The organism is Taibaiella koreensis (genome assembly GCF_003545715.1).
GTDB lineage: Bacteria > Bacteroidota > Bacteroidia > Chitinophagales > Chitinophagaceae > Taibaiella > Taibaiella koreensis.
The window spans coordinates 260,863-278,297 of sequence record NZ_QVNU01000006.1 but is presented as its reverse complement, the minus strand read 5'-3'; the positions used below and the strand labels follow the sequence as shown (position 1 = coordinate 278,297).

10 protein-coding genes are annotated in these 17,435 nt (G+C 51.4%); 1 reads left to right on the top strand and 9 read right to left on the bottom strand.

The genetic code is table 11. From position 1 onward, the window contains the following. Positions 1-5 precede the first annotated feature (5 nt). The 6 genes from DZK30_RS19535 to DZK30_RS19510 form a co-directional block, all read right to left on the bottom strand. Positions 6-1,142 carry a hypothetical protein gene (locus DZK30_RS19535; protein WP_162903260.1) on the bottom strand — a complete coding sequence of 379 codons (1,137 nt, stop codon included), beginning with the start codon at positions 1,140-1,142 and terminating at the stop codon, positions 6-8. Between the two features lie 17 nt (positions 1,143-1,159). Beyond that, the gene (locus DZK30_RS19530) at positions 1,160-1,804 is read right to left on the bottom strand and encodes a hypothetical protein (protein WP_118975863.1); all 645 of its coding nucleotides are present in this window, start codon (positions 1,802-1,804) and stop codon (positions 1,160-1,162) included. Between the two features lie 41 nt (positions 1,805-1,845). Continuing rightward, complete coding sequence (locus DZK30_RS19525; protein WP_118975862.1) at positions 1,846-2,376, bottom strand: RNA polymerase sigma factor; 531 nt, start codon at positions 2,374-2,376, stop codon at positions 1,846-1,848. Positions 2,377-2,485: 109 nt separating this feature from the next. Further along, positions 2,486-3,721: a BaiN/RdsA family NAD(P)/FAD-dependent oxidoreductase gene (locus DZK30_RS19520; protein ID WP_118975861.1), complete on the bottom strand. Its 1,236-nt coding sequence runs from the start codon at positions 3,719-3,721 to the stop codon at positions 2,486-2,488. After that, entirely contained in the window at positions 3,711-5,153 is a 1,443-nt protein-coding gene (locus DZK30_RS19515) for a serine hydrolase domain-containing protein (RefSeq protein ID WP_118975860.1), read from the bottom strand. Before DZK30_RS19515 ends, DZK30_RS19520 begins: the two co-directional genes overlap by 11 nt. Further along, positions 5,154-6,869 carry a glycoside hydrolase family 3 protein gene (locus DZK30_RS19510; protein WP_118975859.1) on the bottom strand — a complete coding sequence of 572 codons (1,716 nt, stop codon included), beginning with the start codon at positions 6,867-6,869 and terminating at the stop codon, positions 5,154-5,156. Between the two features lie 508 nt (positions 6,870-7,377). Between DZK30_RS19510 and DZK30_RS19505 the strand changes: the two genes are divergently transcribed. Further along, positions 7,378-10,464, top strand: a complete 3,087-nt coding sequence (locus tag DZK30_RS19505) for a DUF7619 domain-containing protein (protein WP_118975858.1) — start codon at positions 7,378-7,380, stop codon at positions 10,462-10,464. 83 nt (positions 10,465-10,547) lie between these two features. On the opposite strand, the gene uvrB is transcribed toward DZK30_RS19505, so the two are convergent. The 3 genes from uvrB to DZK30_RS19490 form a co-directional block, all read right to left on the bottom strand. Further along, on the bottom strand, positions 10,548-12,578 hold the full coding sequence (gene uvrB, locus DZK30_RS19500; protein ID WP_118975857.1) for an excinuclease ABC subunit UvrB: 2,031 nt from the start codon (positions 12,576-12,578) through the stop codon (positions 10,548-10,550). Positions 12,579-13,234: 656 nt separating this feature from the next. Continuing rightward, on the bottom strand, positions 13,235-15,013 hold the full coding sequence (locus DZK30_RS19495; RefSeq protein ID WP_162903259.1) for a T9SS type A sorting domain-containing protein: 1,779 nt from the start codon (positions 15,011-15,013) through the stop codon (positions 13,235-13,237). A 313-nt stretch (positions 15,014-15,326) separates the two neighbouring features. Then, positions 15,327-17,342, bottom strand: a complete 2,016-nt coding sequence (locus tag DZK30_RS19490; protein WP_118975855.1) for a T9SS type B sorting domain-containing protein — start codon at positions 17,340-17,342, stop codon at positions 15,327-15,329. Between the last annotated feature and the right edge of the window lie 93 nt (positions 17,343-17,435).

The window sequence follows — 17,435 nt, the reverse complement described above, 5'->3', positions numbered from 1 at the left end:
GTTGATTACAGGTTGAACTTGAAATTGACATAGAGCAAACCTTCCTTACTGTCTTTTTTGAAATCTGCCGCGAAGCCGAAGCCGGAGGAAAGGAAACTATTAAAGCCAAAGTTGAAGCCCATATGAAACAGATACCTGGTCGAGTCCTGGTAAAGGATGGTCATTAATCCTAATGCCACGGATGTCCGTTGCTGGATAAAGCCGTAGGGCTGCGGTTTGCACAGACCATATTCCAGGTTATAGCTCACATAGCTCTTCCGCAAAGTGCTGTTGTTGATATACCCGAAGCCTGTCAGGTTGAAACCCACATAACGTTGCATCCTGCTGCGCGTGTGCAGCATGAACGCGATGGATTCGTCGAAGAAGGGCGATATGGCATTGTTGCTATAGATAATAGCCCCGATGCCCATGAAAATACGGATACGTTTTCCGAAAAAGCCTTCGTTTTCATTAATGGTCATCTGTTCTTTGGCCTCGGGATCATAGGTCATTGTAAGCGTATGATGGCTGGCATCCTGGCGCGGCCAGTGCCGCCTTTGTTTGTCGATGGTCTCATCGGCAAGGTCGCCGATACGGCTCAACACATTGGGATCTTCGGAAAGGGCGATCATATCGCTGATGTCCTTTAATACGAACGTATATTGAACCTGAACGAGCCCGGAGTCTGCGCGTGGCTTTTCCCGTATCCTGACATTTTTGATCACCCTTATCGTATCGAAAGCGATCTTCAGCTGGAAGTAACTGCCATCCTTATAAGCCATCTGCTTTTTACCCGTCAGCGCTTCATTATAATTGAACGCTATGATCTTGTTGTCTATGGGCACATTGATCTCTATAAGCTTGGTCGAATAACTGCTGCTGAAGGAGTCTTTCAGGAATTTTACCTGATCGGCCGCTATATCGGTGATCTGCTTTAGCTGGTTCTTTTCGCCCCAGTCGCTTAGTCGCAGGAAGTCGATATAAAGCTTGCCGTCGTTGGGCAGCTTGAAGTCGAAGTGGTTGTTATATTGATCCGTGTTAAGCTGAAACAGCTGTGTGGTGCGCTCTTTGCTCAGCGCCGCGTTGAAATCTTCTGCTATTTGCGCCTGGCTATGCCTGCTCCCTGCCATGAACAAGCAGAGGCACATTAGTATTTTCTTCATTGGGGTAGCTTCTAATTTCAGTTTTGGGTAAATAATCCGGCTGCGGCGGCAGATAAGGCTTTCGCATTACCTTCCGGCTGCCTCAGGTTGGCTGGCACAAATTCGCCAAATGCCGTTTTATTCCTGCCTTTAGGCAAGGCATTTTCATTATCCATATCGGCCAGGTGCAGTACCTGTGGCGCCTGCCGTGCTGTCGTTGCGATTACCGGCTCTTCTCTGACCATTTCAGGCTGGCTTTCCGGCATTTCGGGTACTGCAGGCAATGGGGGCGTCTCCGTCGTCGTTGGCCGGACGTCAGGTAACGAAGATGTCGGGTGGTGCTTGTTGTGCTGTGCAACGGTCGTGCCGGCGCGATGATCCTCTTCAGGTCCTGCCTGTGGCGGCGATACCGTTTGCGGCCTGGTTGCAGCTGGTTGATGAACGGCAACCGGCTGTTGCTCTGGTCGCGTTTTTTCTTCCCGTGACAGGAAGAAAAAACCTACTGCCAGACCAGCTGCTACCGCAGCCGTATGACTCAGCCAAAGAGGGATCAGCCTGGTCTTCTTTTTCCTTTTGGCTTCTACCTGTTGCCATAGCTTTTCCCTGTCGGGCCGGAAGCCTAGAGACTCGGGGCTTTGCCCGGCCAGCTTTTGCTTCAGTAAACGGTCAAATGAATTGTCCATTGTCATACGTTTTCGCGGTAAAGAATGATCTTCTTCTTTGGTCAGCCGCCATTCATTTTTTGTTTCAGCAGGGCGCGGGCTTTGAACAATTGCGATTTGGAAGTATTCTCCGAGATCTGCAGCAGGGCTGCTATCTCTTTATGACCCAGCTCTTCAAACACGAACAGGTTCAGTACGGTACGGTAGCCGGTGGGCAACTTCCGTATGTAATCCAATATATCGCTTGCATGCATCTTGTCCAATGCCGTGTCGGATGTATCGGCCACCGGCAGCTCCGGTCGTTCCTCTATCGAGATCACCAATTGTTTTTTACGGCGCAGAAACATGAGGCATTCATTGATCAGTATCCTGCTGAGCCAGGCTCTCATGCTACCTTCCCCGGCATATTGGAACTGGTGCATGTTTTTAAAGCATTTTAAAAAAGCGTCCGACAACACCTCTTCCGCATCGGCGGTTCCCGGAATATAGCGCAGGCAGAGGAGGTACATGCTGTCTACATACCGGTCATACAAAAGTCGTTGGGCAAAAGACTCCTCTCTTTTGCAGCCCTCAATCAATTGTACTTCGGTCATGACAGGATGTTGCGGCGATATATTTTGGGGGTTATCGTTTGTTTCATCTGCGATGCTGCTAATATAAATGCGGTTTTATAAAGGGAGGTTGCCCGGGAGGCAAAAAAAATCAGGAACGGGCAATACTTTGTGCAGCGATATAGCTGGTGGTCCATGCATTCTGGAAATTGAAGCCCCCTGTGATCCCATCGATATCCAGTATTTCGCCGGCAAAGAACAGGTTCGGAACTTTTTTGCTCATCATGGTGCCGGCATCGACTTCGTTCAGCTGGATACCGCCTGCCGTGACGAACTCTTCCTTATAAGTGGTCTTACCCTTAACGGCAAGGGGGTAGGCGCAAAGGTTCCGGATCAGCAGGTTTTGAGCCCTGGCCGGTAGCTCGGCCCACCGGCAGTCGGCTGGCACTTCCGATTGTACCAGCAGGAACTCCCATAGCCGGGATGGAAGCCCGAATGGGTTGCGGTGCCGTACCTGCTGTGCCCCCAGCGATTGCCTGCGCCGGCTGATATCGGCCCTCAGGCTTTCCTCATTAAACGCAGGCAGCCAGTTGACCTGTATGTCGAAATGCCAGTTTTTTTCCTGCAATTCGCGGGCGCCCCAGGCGCTCAGTCGCAGTATGGCCGGGCCACTGAGCCCCCAATGCGTGATGAGCAGTGGGCCTTGTTCCTTCAGCTTGCTGCCGTTGATCTTTACCTGGGCTTCGGGCAGGCTGATGCCCATCAGCGACACGATCGGGTGCTGCGGAATATTGAAGGTAAATAAGGATGGCACCGGTGCGACAATGCTGTGCCCGAGCGCTTCCAGCCAGCCAAACATGGCCGCTTTGGGATAGCCGCCGCAGGCGACCGTTACATAGTCGGCTGCTATGCTGCGCCCATCGGCCAGTTGCAGGCTAAAGCCTTCGGATGCTGGTTGGATCGCATTTACCCCCGCCCGTAACCGGATGTCGACGCCATAGCGCGATGCTTGCTGTAGGAGGCAGTCGATAATGGTTTGCGAGGAATCTGTTACCGGGAACATACGGCCATCGGCTTCAGCCTTCAGGGTTACGCCCCGCGAAGCGAACCAATCGATTGTATCCTGTGTGAAGAAGGTATGAAAGGTTTTTTTGACGAATTTTTCGCCGCGGGGATACTTCTTAGCCATGTCGCTGATGCTGAAGCAGGCATGGGTGACGTTGCAGCGTCCGCCGCCGCTGATCTTTACTTTGCTCAGCAATTTGTCCGACTTCTCCAGCAGAATCACCTTCAGTTGCCGGTTCTGCGCAGCAGCATTGATCGCGCAAAAGAAGCCTGCTGCACCACCGCCGATCACGACCAGGGTTCTGACGGTATTATTTGTCATAACCCAGCGCTTCGTAGATATAGGATTGCGCTTTGAATCTCACCTTCAAGCTATTGATCAGCCCGTTGTCGGCCGAAGGGTATACGCGGTTAGACAAGAATATGAATGTGATGCCGTTCTCCGGATCGGCCCAGGCACAAGTGCCGGTAAAGCCCTGGTGGCCAAAGGTGGTTTTGCTGCAAAGGTCGGAGGCCGGGCCACCGTCGCCCCGTGCTTTTTCGGGCTTGTCGAAGCCATAGGCCCTCCGGCTGATGCTGCTGCGGAAACCGGTAAAGGTCTGGAGGGTTTCCTTTTTGAGATAGCGCCGGCCTTTGTATTCACCGCCGTTGATGAGCATCTGGAGGATCACCGCGAGCTCGCGTGTATTGGAAAAAATGCCGGCATGACCCGCTATGCCGCCCAGCATAGCCGTGCCGGGGTCGTGCACATAGCCTTGCACCAGCTGGAACCGGAAGTACTGATCGTTCTCCGTAGGCGCGCATTGTCTTTTCAATCCTTTCTTCCAGGGATTATACATGGTATATTTCAATCCCAGGGGACGGTAAAACTGCTCGTAGACATACTGGTCGATCGGCTGTCCGCTTACGGCCTCCGCTACTTTCTCCAGGAAGTAGAAATCGAGATCGCTGTACACATAACGTCCCCTGTTGTCCAGGTTGCTGTTCAGTATCTCGTTCCAGATCGTATCCCGGTAGCTGTTGAGCAGGTAAAAATTGGCCGCCACGGGGATCGTGAACTGTTTTTCCGCTACTCTACTATAAAGATCGCTCCGGGGGCTGCCGGTCAGCTTATCGACAGTCGTCTTGTAGAAGGGGATAAAGGCCTTTAGCCCCGCCTGGTGCAGGAGCAGGTCTTTTATGGTAAGGTAGGCTTTGTCGGTACCATTGGTAAAGGGAAGATAGTTTTTGAGATAAGTGCTCAGGTTGATCTTACCCTCTTCATACAACTTCATAATGGCCAGCGTAGTCGCCGCTACCTTGGTCACCGAGGCAATATCGTAGAGTGTTGTATCCGTTACCGGTTGGCTGCGGTCGTAAGTGAAATAGCCGAAATTCTTTTGGTAAACGACCTCCCCGTCTTTCACCGCCATGATCTGGCAGCCGGGGAAAGCGCCCCTGCTGATGCAGTTGTTGATGAAGGCGTCCAGGCCTTGGAGCGCAGCAGGGTTGGTGACGAAAGCGGAAGCGCCACTACCGCCATGCAGACTGTACACTGTATTAAAGTCGCCCGTGCTCTTCAGCGGGGGTAGCGGCGCCGCCACGGCGACTGCCCTGCCTTTTTTCCTGCCGGCAGATTTCCCTTTTTTCTTTTTCGCGGCAGCTTTGGCTTGTTTGCTATGTGTGGTGGACTTGCTTTTTCTCTTTTGGGCCTGCGCTTCGGGTGTGGCCAGGAGCAGGCAACAGGCCAACAAGTAAAAAAGGATACGTTGCATTTAAGGTTTCGGGTTTTCAGGATTCGCATTCGGGCGCGCTGCTGTCTTTGCCTGTGCTGCGCAAGGCTTCACCGGAAGCCTACCTTTGGCTTTAAGCTTTCCGGTGAGCACCTCATACGCGGCTTCTTCCGTATAGGTGTCATCCTCATAGCCTACCAGCACACTTTTGGCATTACAGATGTTCTTCATCATATACGCATTGCCCAGTATTGCGAAGATCACGTTTTTCTTTTGAGAAAGTTGCTGCAGCGCAGAAATTTGTGTAGCGTCGAGACCATAATAGCCGTCCTTGCCCGGATATAGCGCCAGTTCGTGAATACCGACCACGATCACATCTGTATCCTTGAGCTTAGCGATCATGGCTTTCACCTGCGCGGCATTACTTTTTTTAGGCAGGTTCTGTGACTCAAGCGCCGGGTAATTTTTTTTCAGCGCATGGTACAGGTACGTGCTGCTGCTGCCGTTGATATTGATGTAGCTTACCTTTGCGCCGGCTTTTATCTTGCTCAGCAAGCCGCCCTGGTCGCGAACGAGGGTAATAGCGGCCCGTGCGATCTTCTCCTTCAGCTCATCGGTGCTTTTGTTCAGATCGGCCGTTACATTATGCTCTTTTACCGGCCGGTATTGATAGAGCCCGGCCTCGTACTTGGCTTCCAATATCCGTTTTACACGGGTTTCCAGTCCGGTATCAGCTATTTTGCCTGTACGCAGCGCCCATTGTATCTTACTAATGGCCAATGGAACATTCTGTGAGAATAAGAGCACATCATTGCCGGCCAGGAAGGCCTTAAGGTCCGTTTCGCCGTCGGGATAGTACTTAGTCAATCCCTTCATGTCCAGCGCATCGGTAAAGATGAGTCCACCGAAGTGCATATCCTTACGCAGCACACCTTCGATTACCTTAGACGAAAGCGTGGTGGGCAGGTTTTTGCTGTCGTCCAATGCGGGGACGCTCAGGTGGGCGATCATCACACTTTGCACGCCGGCGGCGATCATTTGCCGGAACGGGAAAAACTCGGTTTCCTCCAGTTGCTCCCTGCTTTTTTTGATCACCGGCAAGTCCTGGTGCGAATCCACGGCTACGTCGCCATGACCGGGAAAGTGTTTGGCGCAGGCCATAATGCCTTTATCCTGTAAGCCCTTCATATAGGCGATGCCCAGGCGGGCTACCCATTCCTTATCGTCGCCAAAGGAGCGGAAATTGATCACCGGGTTCCTGGGATTATTGTTGATGTCTACTACAGGGGCGAAGTCAATGTGCACGCCCAGGCGCCGGCATTGGTCTGCAATGGCGCTGCCCATGGCATACATCAGCGCTGTATCCCGTGTGGCGCCGATCATCATCTGCTTCGGCAGGTTCTTTACACCGGTAAGCCGCATGCCCAGGCCCCATTCCGCATCCATGCCTATTAGCAACGGTACCCGGCTTATTTTTTGCAGGTGATTGGTCATTTTGGCCTGAGCCTCGCCGTTGCCCTGCATGAAGATAACGCCGCCTATCTGCCTGTTCTTTACCAATTGCACTATTTTGTCCTGATTGGCCTTGTCGCCGCCGCTATAGGCAGCGACCATAAACAGCTGCCCGATGCGTTCGGTTTCGCTCATGGATTGGTATACACTATCGATCCAGCGACCCTTGAACTGGAACCGCTGGGCATTGGCGGCGCCTGCACCTGTCAATAGTAAAAGGCAAAGTAATTGAAGAAGATACTTCATGTATTTATGGTTTGTGGTCAGCGGTAGGGGCAAATGTGATTGATACACACAAATGTATACGTGTATGACGATATTTTCATCTGTATCATCGGTTGAAAGATACAAAATTGCGTTAATGTTGCTTGATATGTCGTCGTGTTGTAAAAAATAAATATCCCGCCGGTAAGGGTTTGGGAAAGCCTGGTCTATCTTAATTATAGTTGAGCCTTAGTTGATGTATTAAATGTAAACAATGCGCGAAAGCGGTATGGTAGGTCTGCCTGCCACTTTTGTAAGAGCTTGCCATGAAAAAAACAAGGTTGGAGATGTTCAGACAGGCCGGATGAAGAGCGGAGAAGAAAAGTGAAGAGCGTCCGGGTGCACGGACGCTCTTAATGCATTAACAATTGATAGAATAAAATTAATATAATAATTAGTAAAAAAAATATTCTTATTAACACTATCTTATTTGAATTATCACCCGTCTTTCAGTTCAGGTTTAGACCAAAACCATTAAAATTCCGATCTCATGAACAAGAAACTACTATTTTTCCTCTTGTGCCTGCTGGCTTTAGGCCGGTTCGCCCAGGCACAGTCTGTCAGCCTTGTGCTAACACAGGCCCCTTGTAATGCCAATGGTATTGTTACGGCCAATTTCTCCGGCCTTGTGTCGCCACTGCTTGTATCCTGGCACATTATCGGGGGACCATCTATTACGCACAGCAATGTGAGCGGACCTTCCGACGTCCTGAACAGTTATGCCGGCGAGCCATTCACCCTATTGGTGCAGGATGCCAATGGTGCGATTGCTGATGCCTATTTTCCGGGAGCGCCGCCTTTCCTCATTTCCGTAAATATTGTCGATGGTATTTGTCCTGCGCCAGGATCGGCTACGGCAACTATTAGCGGCGGTACGGCGCCTTTTGCCTATGAATGGACACCGCAGGGCAGCACAACGGTGGTGAGCACCGTTAATCCGGCTAGTCTACCCGAAGGTAATTATAATCTTAAGGTTACGGATGCTAACGGCTGCACGTTCACTTTGAACGACTCTCTGGCGGTACACCCAGAAGCGCCTTTTAACTACACTGTCAACGGTACCGTGGCCAGCTGCACCAACGGTACGGCCACTGTAACAGGGATCACCGGGAGCGGCACACCGCCCTATAGCTACCTTTGGTCTAACGGGGCGACTACTCCGGGGATCACCGGCCTGAGCCAAGGCTCCTATAACGTAATCGTAACCGATGCCAATGGCTGCGCCAGGCAACGATTCCGGCAGGTAACCCAATCGCCCTTCATTACGGCCAATGTTACGCCTACCAATCCCACTTGTACCCAAAACAATGGCGCATTGATGACATTCGGCGCAGGCGGCACACCGCCCTATACTTACCTGTACAGCAATGGGGGTACTACCCAAGGCCAAAACGGACTGGCTCCCGGAGCCTATGTTGTAACCATAACAGATGCTAACGGCTGTACCGGCCAGGCTTTCCCTTACCTTTCTGCCACTACACCGGTAAATGTAACCTATAGCACGGTACCCAGCTCCTGTACCACACCCAACGGCTCCGCCACATTGGTTGCGTCAGGAGGACAGGCTCCCTATACTGTATCCTGGAATACTTTCCCCGCACAAACGGGACTTACCGCCAGCAATCTGGCGCCCGGCAGTTACGGGTTTACGGTAACGGATGCCAATGGTTGTGTCCGTACAGGTACAGTGGAGATCCCGCCTGTTAATACCATTATAGCAAACCTGACCGGCACGAGTGCCAGCTGCCTGGCTGCCAATGGCACAGCGAGCACGGTTCCTTCCGGTGGTACCAGTCCTTATACTTATCTCTGGAGCAATGGCGCCACTACTCAGAACCTGACTAGTCTGCCCGCCGGAAATTATTCTGTAACCATTACCGATGCAGCGGGCTGTAAAGTAACCAAAAACTGGAATGTGGAAGCATCATCTCCGGTTAATGCCGGCCTTGCTTCCGTGCCGGCCTCGTGCCGGTATACGGCCGACGGCAGTATCGGAACATCTGTTTGGGGCGGTACGGCCCCCTATACTTACAGCTGGAGCAATGGCCAGACCGGCGCGACAGCCACGGGCTTGCTGCAGGGCGACTACTGGCTGCACGTAACCGATGCCAACGGCTGTATTGCGAATAAATTTTCCCACGTAGGTTATAGCAACGGTAATGCCTGCTATTGCACCGTTACCGGTACTGTTTTTCACGACCTGAACAACAACTGTGTCAAAGATCCCGGAGAAGCCGGTATCGCCAACATCCAGATCCATTGCGCCGGCTTCGGATACACTTATACCGATGCTAATGGTCAGTATACTTTCCAGCTGCCCACAGGCACCTATACACTGTCGGAATCGGTACAGGGCATGTATCCTCTTGCCGCTTGCCAGAACAATACGATCCCGGTTACCGTTACTGCTGCTGCGGGTTGTACGCAGACCTTCGATTTCGCAAACACTGTCAATCCGATACACGATATCCATATCAGCACCTGGAACAGCAATTTCGCGGTGCCGGGAAATAACTACCAGCAGCTTTGCATTATCAGCAACGATGGAACAGTGCCCGAGAGCAGTATCCTTTCTACTTACCTCAACGATGGCCAGCTGAACGCAGCATCGTTTTCACCTGCCGGCATCTTTGCACCGCTTAGCGGCCGGTACTACAGTACAGCCGGTAACACTTTCCCCGCACTGGCTCCCGGTAGCGCGCAACCATTCCATATCGGCTATAGTGTGCCTACCAACATCCCGATGGGCACCAGTCTCCTGTTCAGCGATACTGCGGTGGCCTCCGGACCACTCAGCAACTGGCTTAACGATTATAGTCCCTGGAATAATGTAGGTGTACTCAATACCACAGTAGTCAGCTCTTACGATCCTAATTTCATGGAAGTAAATCCTAAAGGCGTAGGCCCCGAAGGCAATATTACCCGGGCCGATTCTGTGCTGGAGTACATGGTCCATTTCCAGAACCTGGGTACTTATAAAGCCCAGAAGGTAGTAGTGGTCGCTATGCTCGATCCCAATCTCAACTTTTCTTCGCTACGCCCGGTGTATAGTTCGCATAAAGGCAATGTGACCATTAACGAGCAGGGCGAGCTCCGGTACACCTTTGACAATATCAATCTTCCAGCGAAGATGTATGATGAAGTGGGCAGCAACGGTATGTTTACCTTCACCATTAAGCAGAAGCCCAATCTGCCCTTAGGCACAAAAATAAAGAACAAGGCCGGCATCTATTTCGACTATAACGAGCCGGTGATCACCAATGAAGTGGTCAATACTTTATACAAGCCAACTGGTATAGAAGAAGAAAATGAGAAAAAGCAACTCTCCTTTGTGTTGTATCCCAATCCTGCCAATACGGCCTTTACGGTGATCGTAGAGAATAATACAGCTAATGCCGATACCCGCCTCAACATTACCGATGCAAGCGGCAGAGTGCTATTGGCCAAATCGATGCGCCTGCAGTCTGGCAAACAGATGATCGGGATGAATACTGCGTCGCTGAGCGCAGGTGTGTATTTCGTCCAACTGGACATCGCAGGACGGAAGCATACCCAAAAGCTGGTTGTTGTTAAGTAAACCTTGTATAGACGCTTTAATCTCTAAAACAAAAAAGACGCCGGTTCTATAGCCGGCGTCTTTCATATGGTACGTCCTGATCATTATTTCAGGTCATCCAGTATTTTCTGGTAGCCGAACATCTGGTCGCGCAAACGGGCTGCTTCCATAAAGTCCATGTCCTTCGCCGCTTTCTCCATTGCCTTCTTCGTTTTGACGATAAGCTTTTCCAGCTCCGGCTTGCTCTGGTAAGGCACTTCGTCCTCTGCTACTGCCGACAAAGGCATATCTTCCGCGATAGCATAAGGGTTTTCCTGGTCGTACCCTTTGATGTCCAGCACCGAGGTCTGCTTCATGATCTGTTCTACCGATTTGCGTACCGTGGTTGGCGTGATGCCATGCTCTTCATTATAGATCATCTGCTTACTTCTTCTCCGGCCCGTCTCATCTATTGTACGCTGCATGCTTTCCGTGATCTTGTCGGCATAGAAGATCACGAGGCCTTCGGCGTTACGTGCCGCACGCCCGGCCATCTGCGTCAGCGAGCGTTCGTCGCGCAGGAAGCCTTCCTTGTCGGCATCCAGGATCGCCATCAGCGATACTTCGGGGAGGTCAAGCCCTTCGCGCAGCAGGTTTACGCCTACCAGCACATCGATATTGCCCAGGCGCAGATTACGCAGGATCTCAACGCGTTCCAGGGTATCTACTTCCGAATGGATATAGCGCGAGTTGACGTTGATGCGCTGCAGGTATTTGTCGAGCTCTTCCGCCATCCGTTTGGTGAGCGTGGTCACCAGCACCCTGTCGCCCTTTTTCACCCGCTTATCGATCTCTTCCAGCAGATCGTCGATCTGGTTTATAGAAGGTCTTATCTCGATCGGCGGATCCAAAAGGCCCGTGGGACGTACGACCTGCTCCACCACAATACCTTCGGAATGGTCGAGCTCGTAAGCAGCCGGTGTGGCGCTGACAAATACGACCTGGTTTACCAGGCTTTCAAATTCGTAAAAATTCAGCGGGCGGTTGTCCAGCGCAGAAGGCAGGCGGAAACCGAAATCCACAAGGTTAAGCTTACGGGAGCGGTCGCCGCCATACATACCGCTGATCTGCGGAATGGTCACATGGCTTTCGTCGATAAAGAGCAGGAAGTCCTTGGGAAAATAATCGATAAGGCAGAACGGGCGGGCGCCGGGGCGCCGGCGGTCCAGGAAGCGGGAGTAGTTCTCTATCCCGTTGCAATAGCCGAGCTCCTGTATCATTTCGATATCGTAGTTCACGCGTTCTTTAATGCGCTGTGCTTCGATATGCTTACCTATACTCTTGAAATATTCAACCTGCGCATTCATCTCATCCTGGATCTCATGGATGATCTGCGCCATCTGGTCCTTGGGCGCCATATACATATTGGCGGGGAATATGGCCGCGTGCTGCATCTTGCTGATCCGTTTACCACTTTCGAGCTCGAAGCTTTCAATCTCTTCAATCTCATCGCCGAAAAAGGTGATCCGGTAGCCGTAATCCACATAAGGCAAATTGATATCGACCGTATCGCCTTTCACCCTGAAGGTGCCCCTGGTGAAGTCCCCCTGGCTACGGTTGTACAGAGAATTGACCATACTGTGCAGGAAAGTGTTGCGCGGCACTTTGTCTCCGGTGGCAATGCGTATGATCCCGTTCTCGTATTCAGTAGGATTACCCATACCATAGATACAGCTTACAGAAGCGACTACCAGTATATCCCTGCGTCCACTCAGCAGGTTGGTTGTAGTCCGGAGCCGCAGCTTTTCCAGCTCTTCGTTGATGGCCAGGTCTTTTTCAATATAAGTATCGCTGACCGGCATGTAAGCCTCAGGCTGGTAATAATCGTAATAAGATACGAAATATTCGACAGCATTGTTGGGAAAAAACTGTCTGAATTCACCATAGAGCTGGGCCACAAGAGTCTTGTTATGCGTGAGCACCAGCGTGGGCTTTTGTACTTCCTGAATGATATTGGCCATAGTGAAGGTCTTGCCCGACCCGGTTACGCCCAATAGGGTCTGGTATTGTTCTCCTTCTGTGATGCCCTCGCTGAGGGCTTTTATGGCATCCGGCTGGTCACCGGCAGGTTGGTATGGTCGTTCGATCTGAAACATAGATAACGAAGTTAAGAAGAATAGCGTAGCCGCCGGCAGACTGGAGATCCGGACCGAAGCCTGAAAGAAAAACAGCACAGGAAGGGCAAGCGTCCTTCCTGTGCTGTTTAAACGGGCTGGGGTAGCCCTTCTTATTTCAAATCACAATCGCCCGCAAAAGCTTCTGCATTCCGGTCCGGTATGTAGCAGGAATCGATCTGCCGGCTACGGGTAAGCGATTGCAGATCGTATTCTCTTTTGTCGCCACTCAGGTAGTGGCAATAGCATATGCCGGGTTACTTCTTTTTACAGGAATATAAAGAGGCCAGGCATAATACGGTCATTCCCGCCAGCAATAGCGCTTTCGTAGGTTGGGCATTTTTTATGATAACAAAATAATGAATCATGTGCTGGCTCCTGCCGGTGATTATTTTTTGGCAATACCGATAGCAATGAGATATGAGATAAAATGAGCAAAATGGGCAAAAATAGTAGAAGCGTCCTCCGGAACCGCATGTACGGGTCCGGAGGACGCTGATCTTCCCATTTCAGGGGATCTGCTATAATTTTTTATGCTGACTATGCCGAAAAGGCGCCGATACTTCGACAGGCTTCAGGTAACCGGGATTGCGACAATGTTGCGCAATGTTTCCTATATCGGCATGGTCAGATTTTTATTATTGATGCTGTATCATAACCTTCCTGGAGATGGTCGCGTGGCCATTGTTGATCCTTACCAGGTAAGCGCCATTGGCATAGCCGTTCATATTCAGGGAATAATCGCCGGCTGTGGTGTTTCGCAGCCGGTAGGCGCCCTTCACGGATCCGGTAATATCATAAACAGATACTTGCAGGTCGGCGCTGTGCCTCATGTTGATCTTAATACGCAGCACGCCGTTCACGACGGGGTTAGGATACAGCGCCACTGCCTGTTCCAATGCGGTTTGCGCACTGTTGATACCTGTTGGGTCGGGAGCGCCATTGCAGCTTGAAGACGCTATGGCATTGGTAGTCACGGCGCCTGTATTATTGGGGTCGAGCCAGGGTTGCAGTTGCTGGTTCGTTGCGTCATTGCTTTCGGGATAGGCCCAGTTGCGATCAAACTTGCTGTACATAGCTACATTGCCCATTCTCGTCGGCTGTCCTAAGGCGTTGACACCTTGCGGGCAAGCTTGAATACTCAGTCCCCCTGTCAGGTCGCCAACCAGCCGTCCGTTGACATCGAACAGGCCGCTACCGGACGAGCCCCCTTCCGCGCCTCCTTCGGTAAAAGTAGTCAGCCAGTGGGTATCCGGCGTTGCAATCTGGTTGTACACATCGCTCAGGATATTGTTCGCCTTGGACAATTTCTTTACATCGCCGGCAGGGTGGTGGAAGCCAATATAGGTGGTATTCTGGGTAGGCAATACCTGTGAACGGTCCCAGCCGGCAAGATAAACCCCGTAAGCAGCCGGTATGTCCTGGTTCAGTTTCAGCAGCAGAAAGTCGCCAATCGCGATCGTGTTATGAATTGAGCGGGCGGCGAAGCTGGCGCCGGTCATGGTCTGGTTATCGGGTGCGTTGCCGGTTCCGGAACAATCAGGCGTTTCAAAGTTGAAATAGAACAGCCATTGCGAAAAGGTGCTGCTGGACATACTGCTTGTTTCTTCGCAATGGGAAGCGGTCAAAAAGTAGGGCTTGCAATCGGCTTTGGTATTGTTGAGCAAAGTGCCGCTGCAAAGGCCTAAAAAGCCATTGCCGGTGGGTGCAACAATGCGGGCCGTTGCTTTCCGCTGACTGGGATAATTGGCGCCTTGCGGACAAATGGCGTTGATCTCGCAAACGGACGATGAACCCAGTAACTGATCACTTAGCAATACGTCATTTCCGCTATATTGCTTCAGGTGTTCTGCTCCACGGAACATGACCGCCGCTTCGTTGATATGCCACTTTATGGTTTCCGGATCGACATCCCTGTCCATATCGATCTCAAAGTTCACGATGCCGCCCTGTACTTCCTGTGTAGCAAAGAGGCCATCCCGGGAGTTGTTTGCAGCGGTATAGGCGCCCAGCACCTGCCTGTTGTTGGCATTGGTGATATAATAGCGCACCCCTTCCGGAAGGGCGAAGTGGTCATAGTAAAACAGCAGGCCAGGCACTTGTCCCATATCTACCTGTGCTGTCCATATCTTTCTGCCGTCAGGGAGCTGGGTCATCGTACCTGAACGGGGAAAGGACAGGTCGACAGGGATGCGCTTACCGCAAAGGTAGGGGCCGGGACCCTTTTGCGATTGTTCCTGTTCTTCGGCCAGGAACGTCTTTATATCCGGCGCCTGGTAATAAACCGGTATTGCCGGTTTTATTATAGTCCTCGCCTCATTGACGCTCCATTGCAGGGGAAGCCCACCCTGGCTGATCTGTGCCTGTACAGCATAAACAGGGGCGAGCATTGAGATGGCTATCCATATCTTTTTCATACAGTCATTTTTAGATTGATCTTTAATATTGAGAACGCAATGCTGGGCAAGCATTGCACATTTTGGTAAGACACAGCGCTTATCTGGAAGTCCTTCGCTGTCCAGGGTGTTCTTTAGGGTGATTCTCTTCTTTGCAAGTATGAATATTCCTTTACAGAATTCGATGCTATGGCCAGACTGCATTGATACTGAACAGGATAGCAGATCAAAGGCATACCGCTGCTATCTCTGCGGATAGCGCATTGTGTGCTATATGCAAAGAAGCCCGGTCGTCGACCGGGCTTCTTTGCATATCAATCAGTAAGATATCGTTTTATCTTATCAGGGTTACGGTCCCCGATCTCCGGTAGCGTTGCTGGGTATTGGCGCATACAGCATCTACCTCCCAAACGTATACACCCAGGGGGGCATCTTTGCCATCTACCTTGCCGTCCCATTTTCCTTGCGAATCGGTAGTGGTGAACACTTCTTTGCCCCAACGATCGTAGATCTTAAAATAGTTGATCTTTACAAATTGCTGGTTGAGCAGTCCAAACCTTCCGGTGCCATAAGCGCTGGCGGGTTTAAAGGCATTGGGCAAATGGATATCGTCGCAGGGTACCGTTACTTCTACCGAGTCGATGGTTTTACAACCGTCGGTATTGCTGATGTTCAGGTAATATGTGATGTCGTAAGGCGGTCGTGCCGTCGTTACCGGGTTGAACCGCGAACCGGTAAACCCGATATCGGGCGTCCATTCATAAGTATATTGCGTACCCAAAGTAGTGCCCGGTCCACCCAGTATAGTGCCGGAGCCATCTCCTATCGTACGGTCGGGGCCGGCATCGGCTACGATCTTGCTCACGGTGACCATAATCGGGTTCTTCACAATACAGTTGTAGTCGTAATAGGTTGTTACTGTATATTCGGTAGACAGTACAGGGTTCACTTTTACAAACTGGCCCGACAGGGTATCGATACGGTAGTCCGGCGCCCATTTGAAGCTGTCGGCCCCGAAGGAGAGCGCAGAAAGCTGCAGGGTATCTCCCTGGCAAATAAGCGTATCGCGGCTTACGGTCAATGGCGGGTGTGCATAGACATATACCTGCTCGCAGTCGGTACGTACCGTAGGCAAACCTTCGTCGATGGTCAGGAATACAGTATATAAGCCCGGCTCATCTATTTTGAAGGAGGGCGGCAGGCGAAGATCGGAATAGGCGGGCGTAGCATTGGTGCAGGAGTTGAAGATCACTTTGCTTACGGAGTTGTCCGCATTGGTCGACAGCAGATAAAGCGCGCCATTGTCGCGGGCAACACCTGTCATGCAGAGCGGTTGCGCAAAGCCGGCCACATTGCCATGGTTTTGCGCCGAGGGGGGATTGGCGATGGAAACGTCGTCCCACTTGAGCGTTACCAGGCTGGCGGTACCGTAATTGAGCACAAAAGCATAATAAGCGTTACAGTCGCGGGTTACAGCAATGCCCACCGGCGCATTGATGCGGTTGCCCAGGTTGCCGAGATCGACTACAAAGGGGGTATTGGTGAGCGAGTTACCGAAAGAAATACGGTTTACGCTGTTGGTATTGCGGTTGGTGATCAGCAGGTGCCAGTTGTCCAGTTCTACGAGACCGGTAACGGCAGTTACATTGGCAAAATGGCCGTCGATATTGCCCAGGTTCTCCAGGGTGGGGGTATTAGCCAGGTCGTTGCCGAAGGAGAGGCGTATCAGCTCATCTTTTTTGGTAAAGGTGAAGGCAAACCAGTTGTCGCCCTGTTTGGCCATGAACAAATGCTTGGGGCCATTCAGGCCGCCGCCCAGTCCGCCCAGGTTCACTTCTGTAGGCATGGATTTGAGGCCGTTCTCATTAAAATCATAACGTACCAGCCTGGAATTGCTGCTGTCGGTACCGGCTACTACGAAGAGGTGCCACCGGCCGTTATTGGCCAGGTACAGACCGCCGGGATTGGCCAGGTTGCTCATACCGGTGATCATGGAAGGCATTCCGCCAAGACCATCAGCATACTTCATGCGTATGACATCCGCGCCTGCATTGATGTGAAAGGTATAGTTAAAGCTATCGTCTTCGGCTACGATAATACCTTTGGCATTGTTAAAGGACTGCACCGGGCCTATGTTGTTGCCTGTGGGGGCAATGCCGAGATTAGGCGGACAGAAAGTCCAGAAATAATTGCTCGCAGTCTGAATAATATTGAAAGGTACTATTTCATGTCCGTTACAAACCGTATCCGGTAACTTGAAAAGATTGGGGTCGGTCTGTGCCTGCACTCTCCCCAGGGAAATCAATAAAAAGAATAATGCCGAAGCAAGTAACAGTAATCTTTTGCTCATACCGGAGTTTATGAAATCGAAATAAAGTACACGAATTAAATATGGTTTTCAAGCACCAGGCACCCTTCACGAAAAGTTTGGCTAATGTAATAA

Bases quoted from the DNA above. Each gene is read 5' to 3' on its own strand.
- DZK30_RS19520 (WP_118975861.1), bottom strand. From the start codon at position 3,721: ATGACAAATAATACCGTCAGAACCCTGGTCGTGATCGGCGGTGGTGCA.
- DZK30_RS19490 (WP_118975855.1), bottom strand. From the start codon at position 17,342: ATGAGCAAAAGATTACTGTTACTTGCTTCGGCATTATTCTTTTTATTG.
- DZK30_RS19495 (WP_162903259.1), bottom strand. From the start codon at position 15,013: ATGAAAAAGATATGGATAGCCATCTCAATGCTCGCCCCTGTTTATGCT.
- uvrB (WP_118975857.1), bottom strand. From the start codon at position 12,578: ATGTTTCAGATCGAACGACCATACCAACCTGCCGGTGACCAGCCGGAT.
- DZK30_RS19525 (WP_118975862.1), bottom strand. From the start codon at position 2,376: ATGACCGAAGTACAATTGATTGAGGGCTGCAAAAGAGAGGAGTCTTTT.
- DZK30_RS19515 (WP_118975860.1), bottom strand. From the start codon at position 5,153: ATGCAACGTATCCTTTTTTACTTGTTGGCCTGTTGCCTGCTCCTGGCC.
- DZK30_RS19505 (WP_118975858.1), top strand. From the start codon at position 7,378: ATGAACAAGAAACTACTATTTTTCCTCTTGTGCCTGCTGGCTTTAGGC.
- DZK30_RS19535 (WP_162903260.1), bottom strand. From the start codon at position 1,142: ATGAAGAAAATACTAATGTGCCTCTGCTTGTTCATGGCAGGGAGCAGG.
- DZK30_RS19510 (WP_118975859.1), bottom strand. From the start codon at position 6,869: ATGAAGTATCTTCTTCAATTACTTTGCCTTTTACTATTGACAGGTGCA.
- DZK30_RS19530 (WP_118975863.1), bottom strand. From the start codon at position 1,804: ATGGACAATTCATTTGACCGTTTACTGAAGCAAAAGCTGGCCGGGCAA.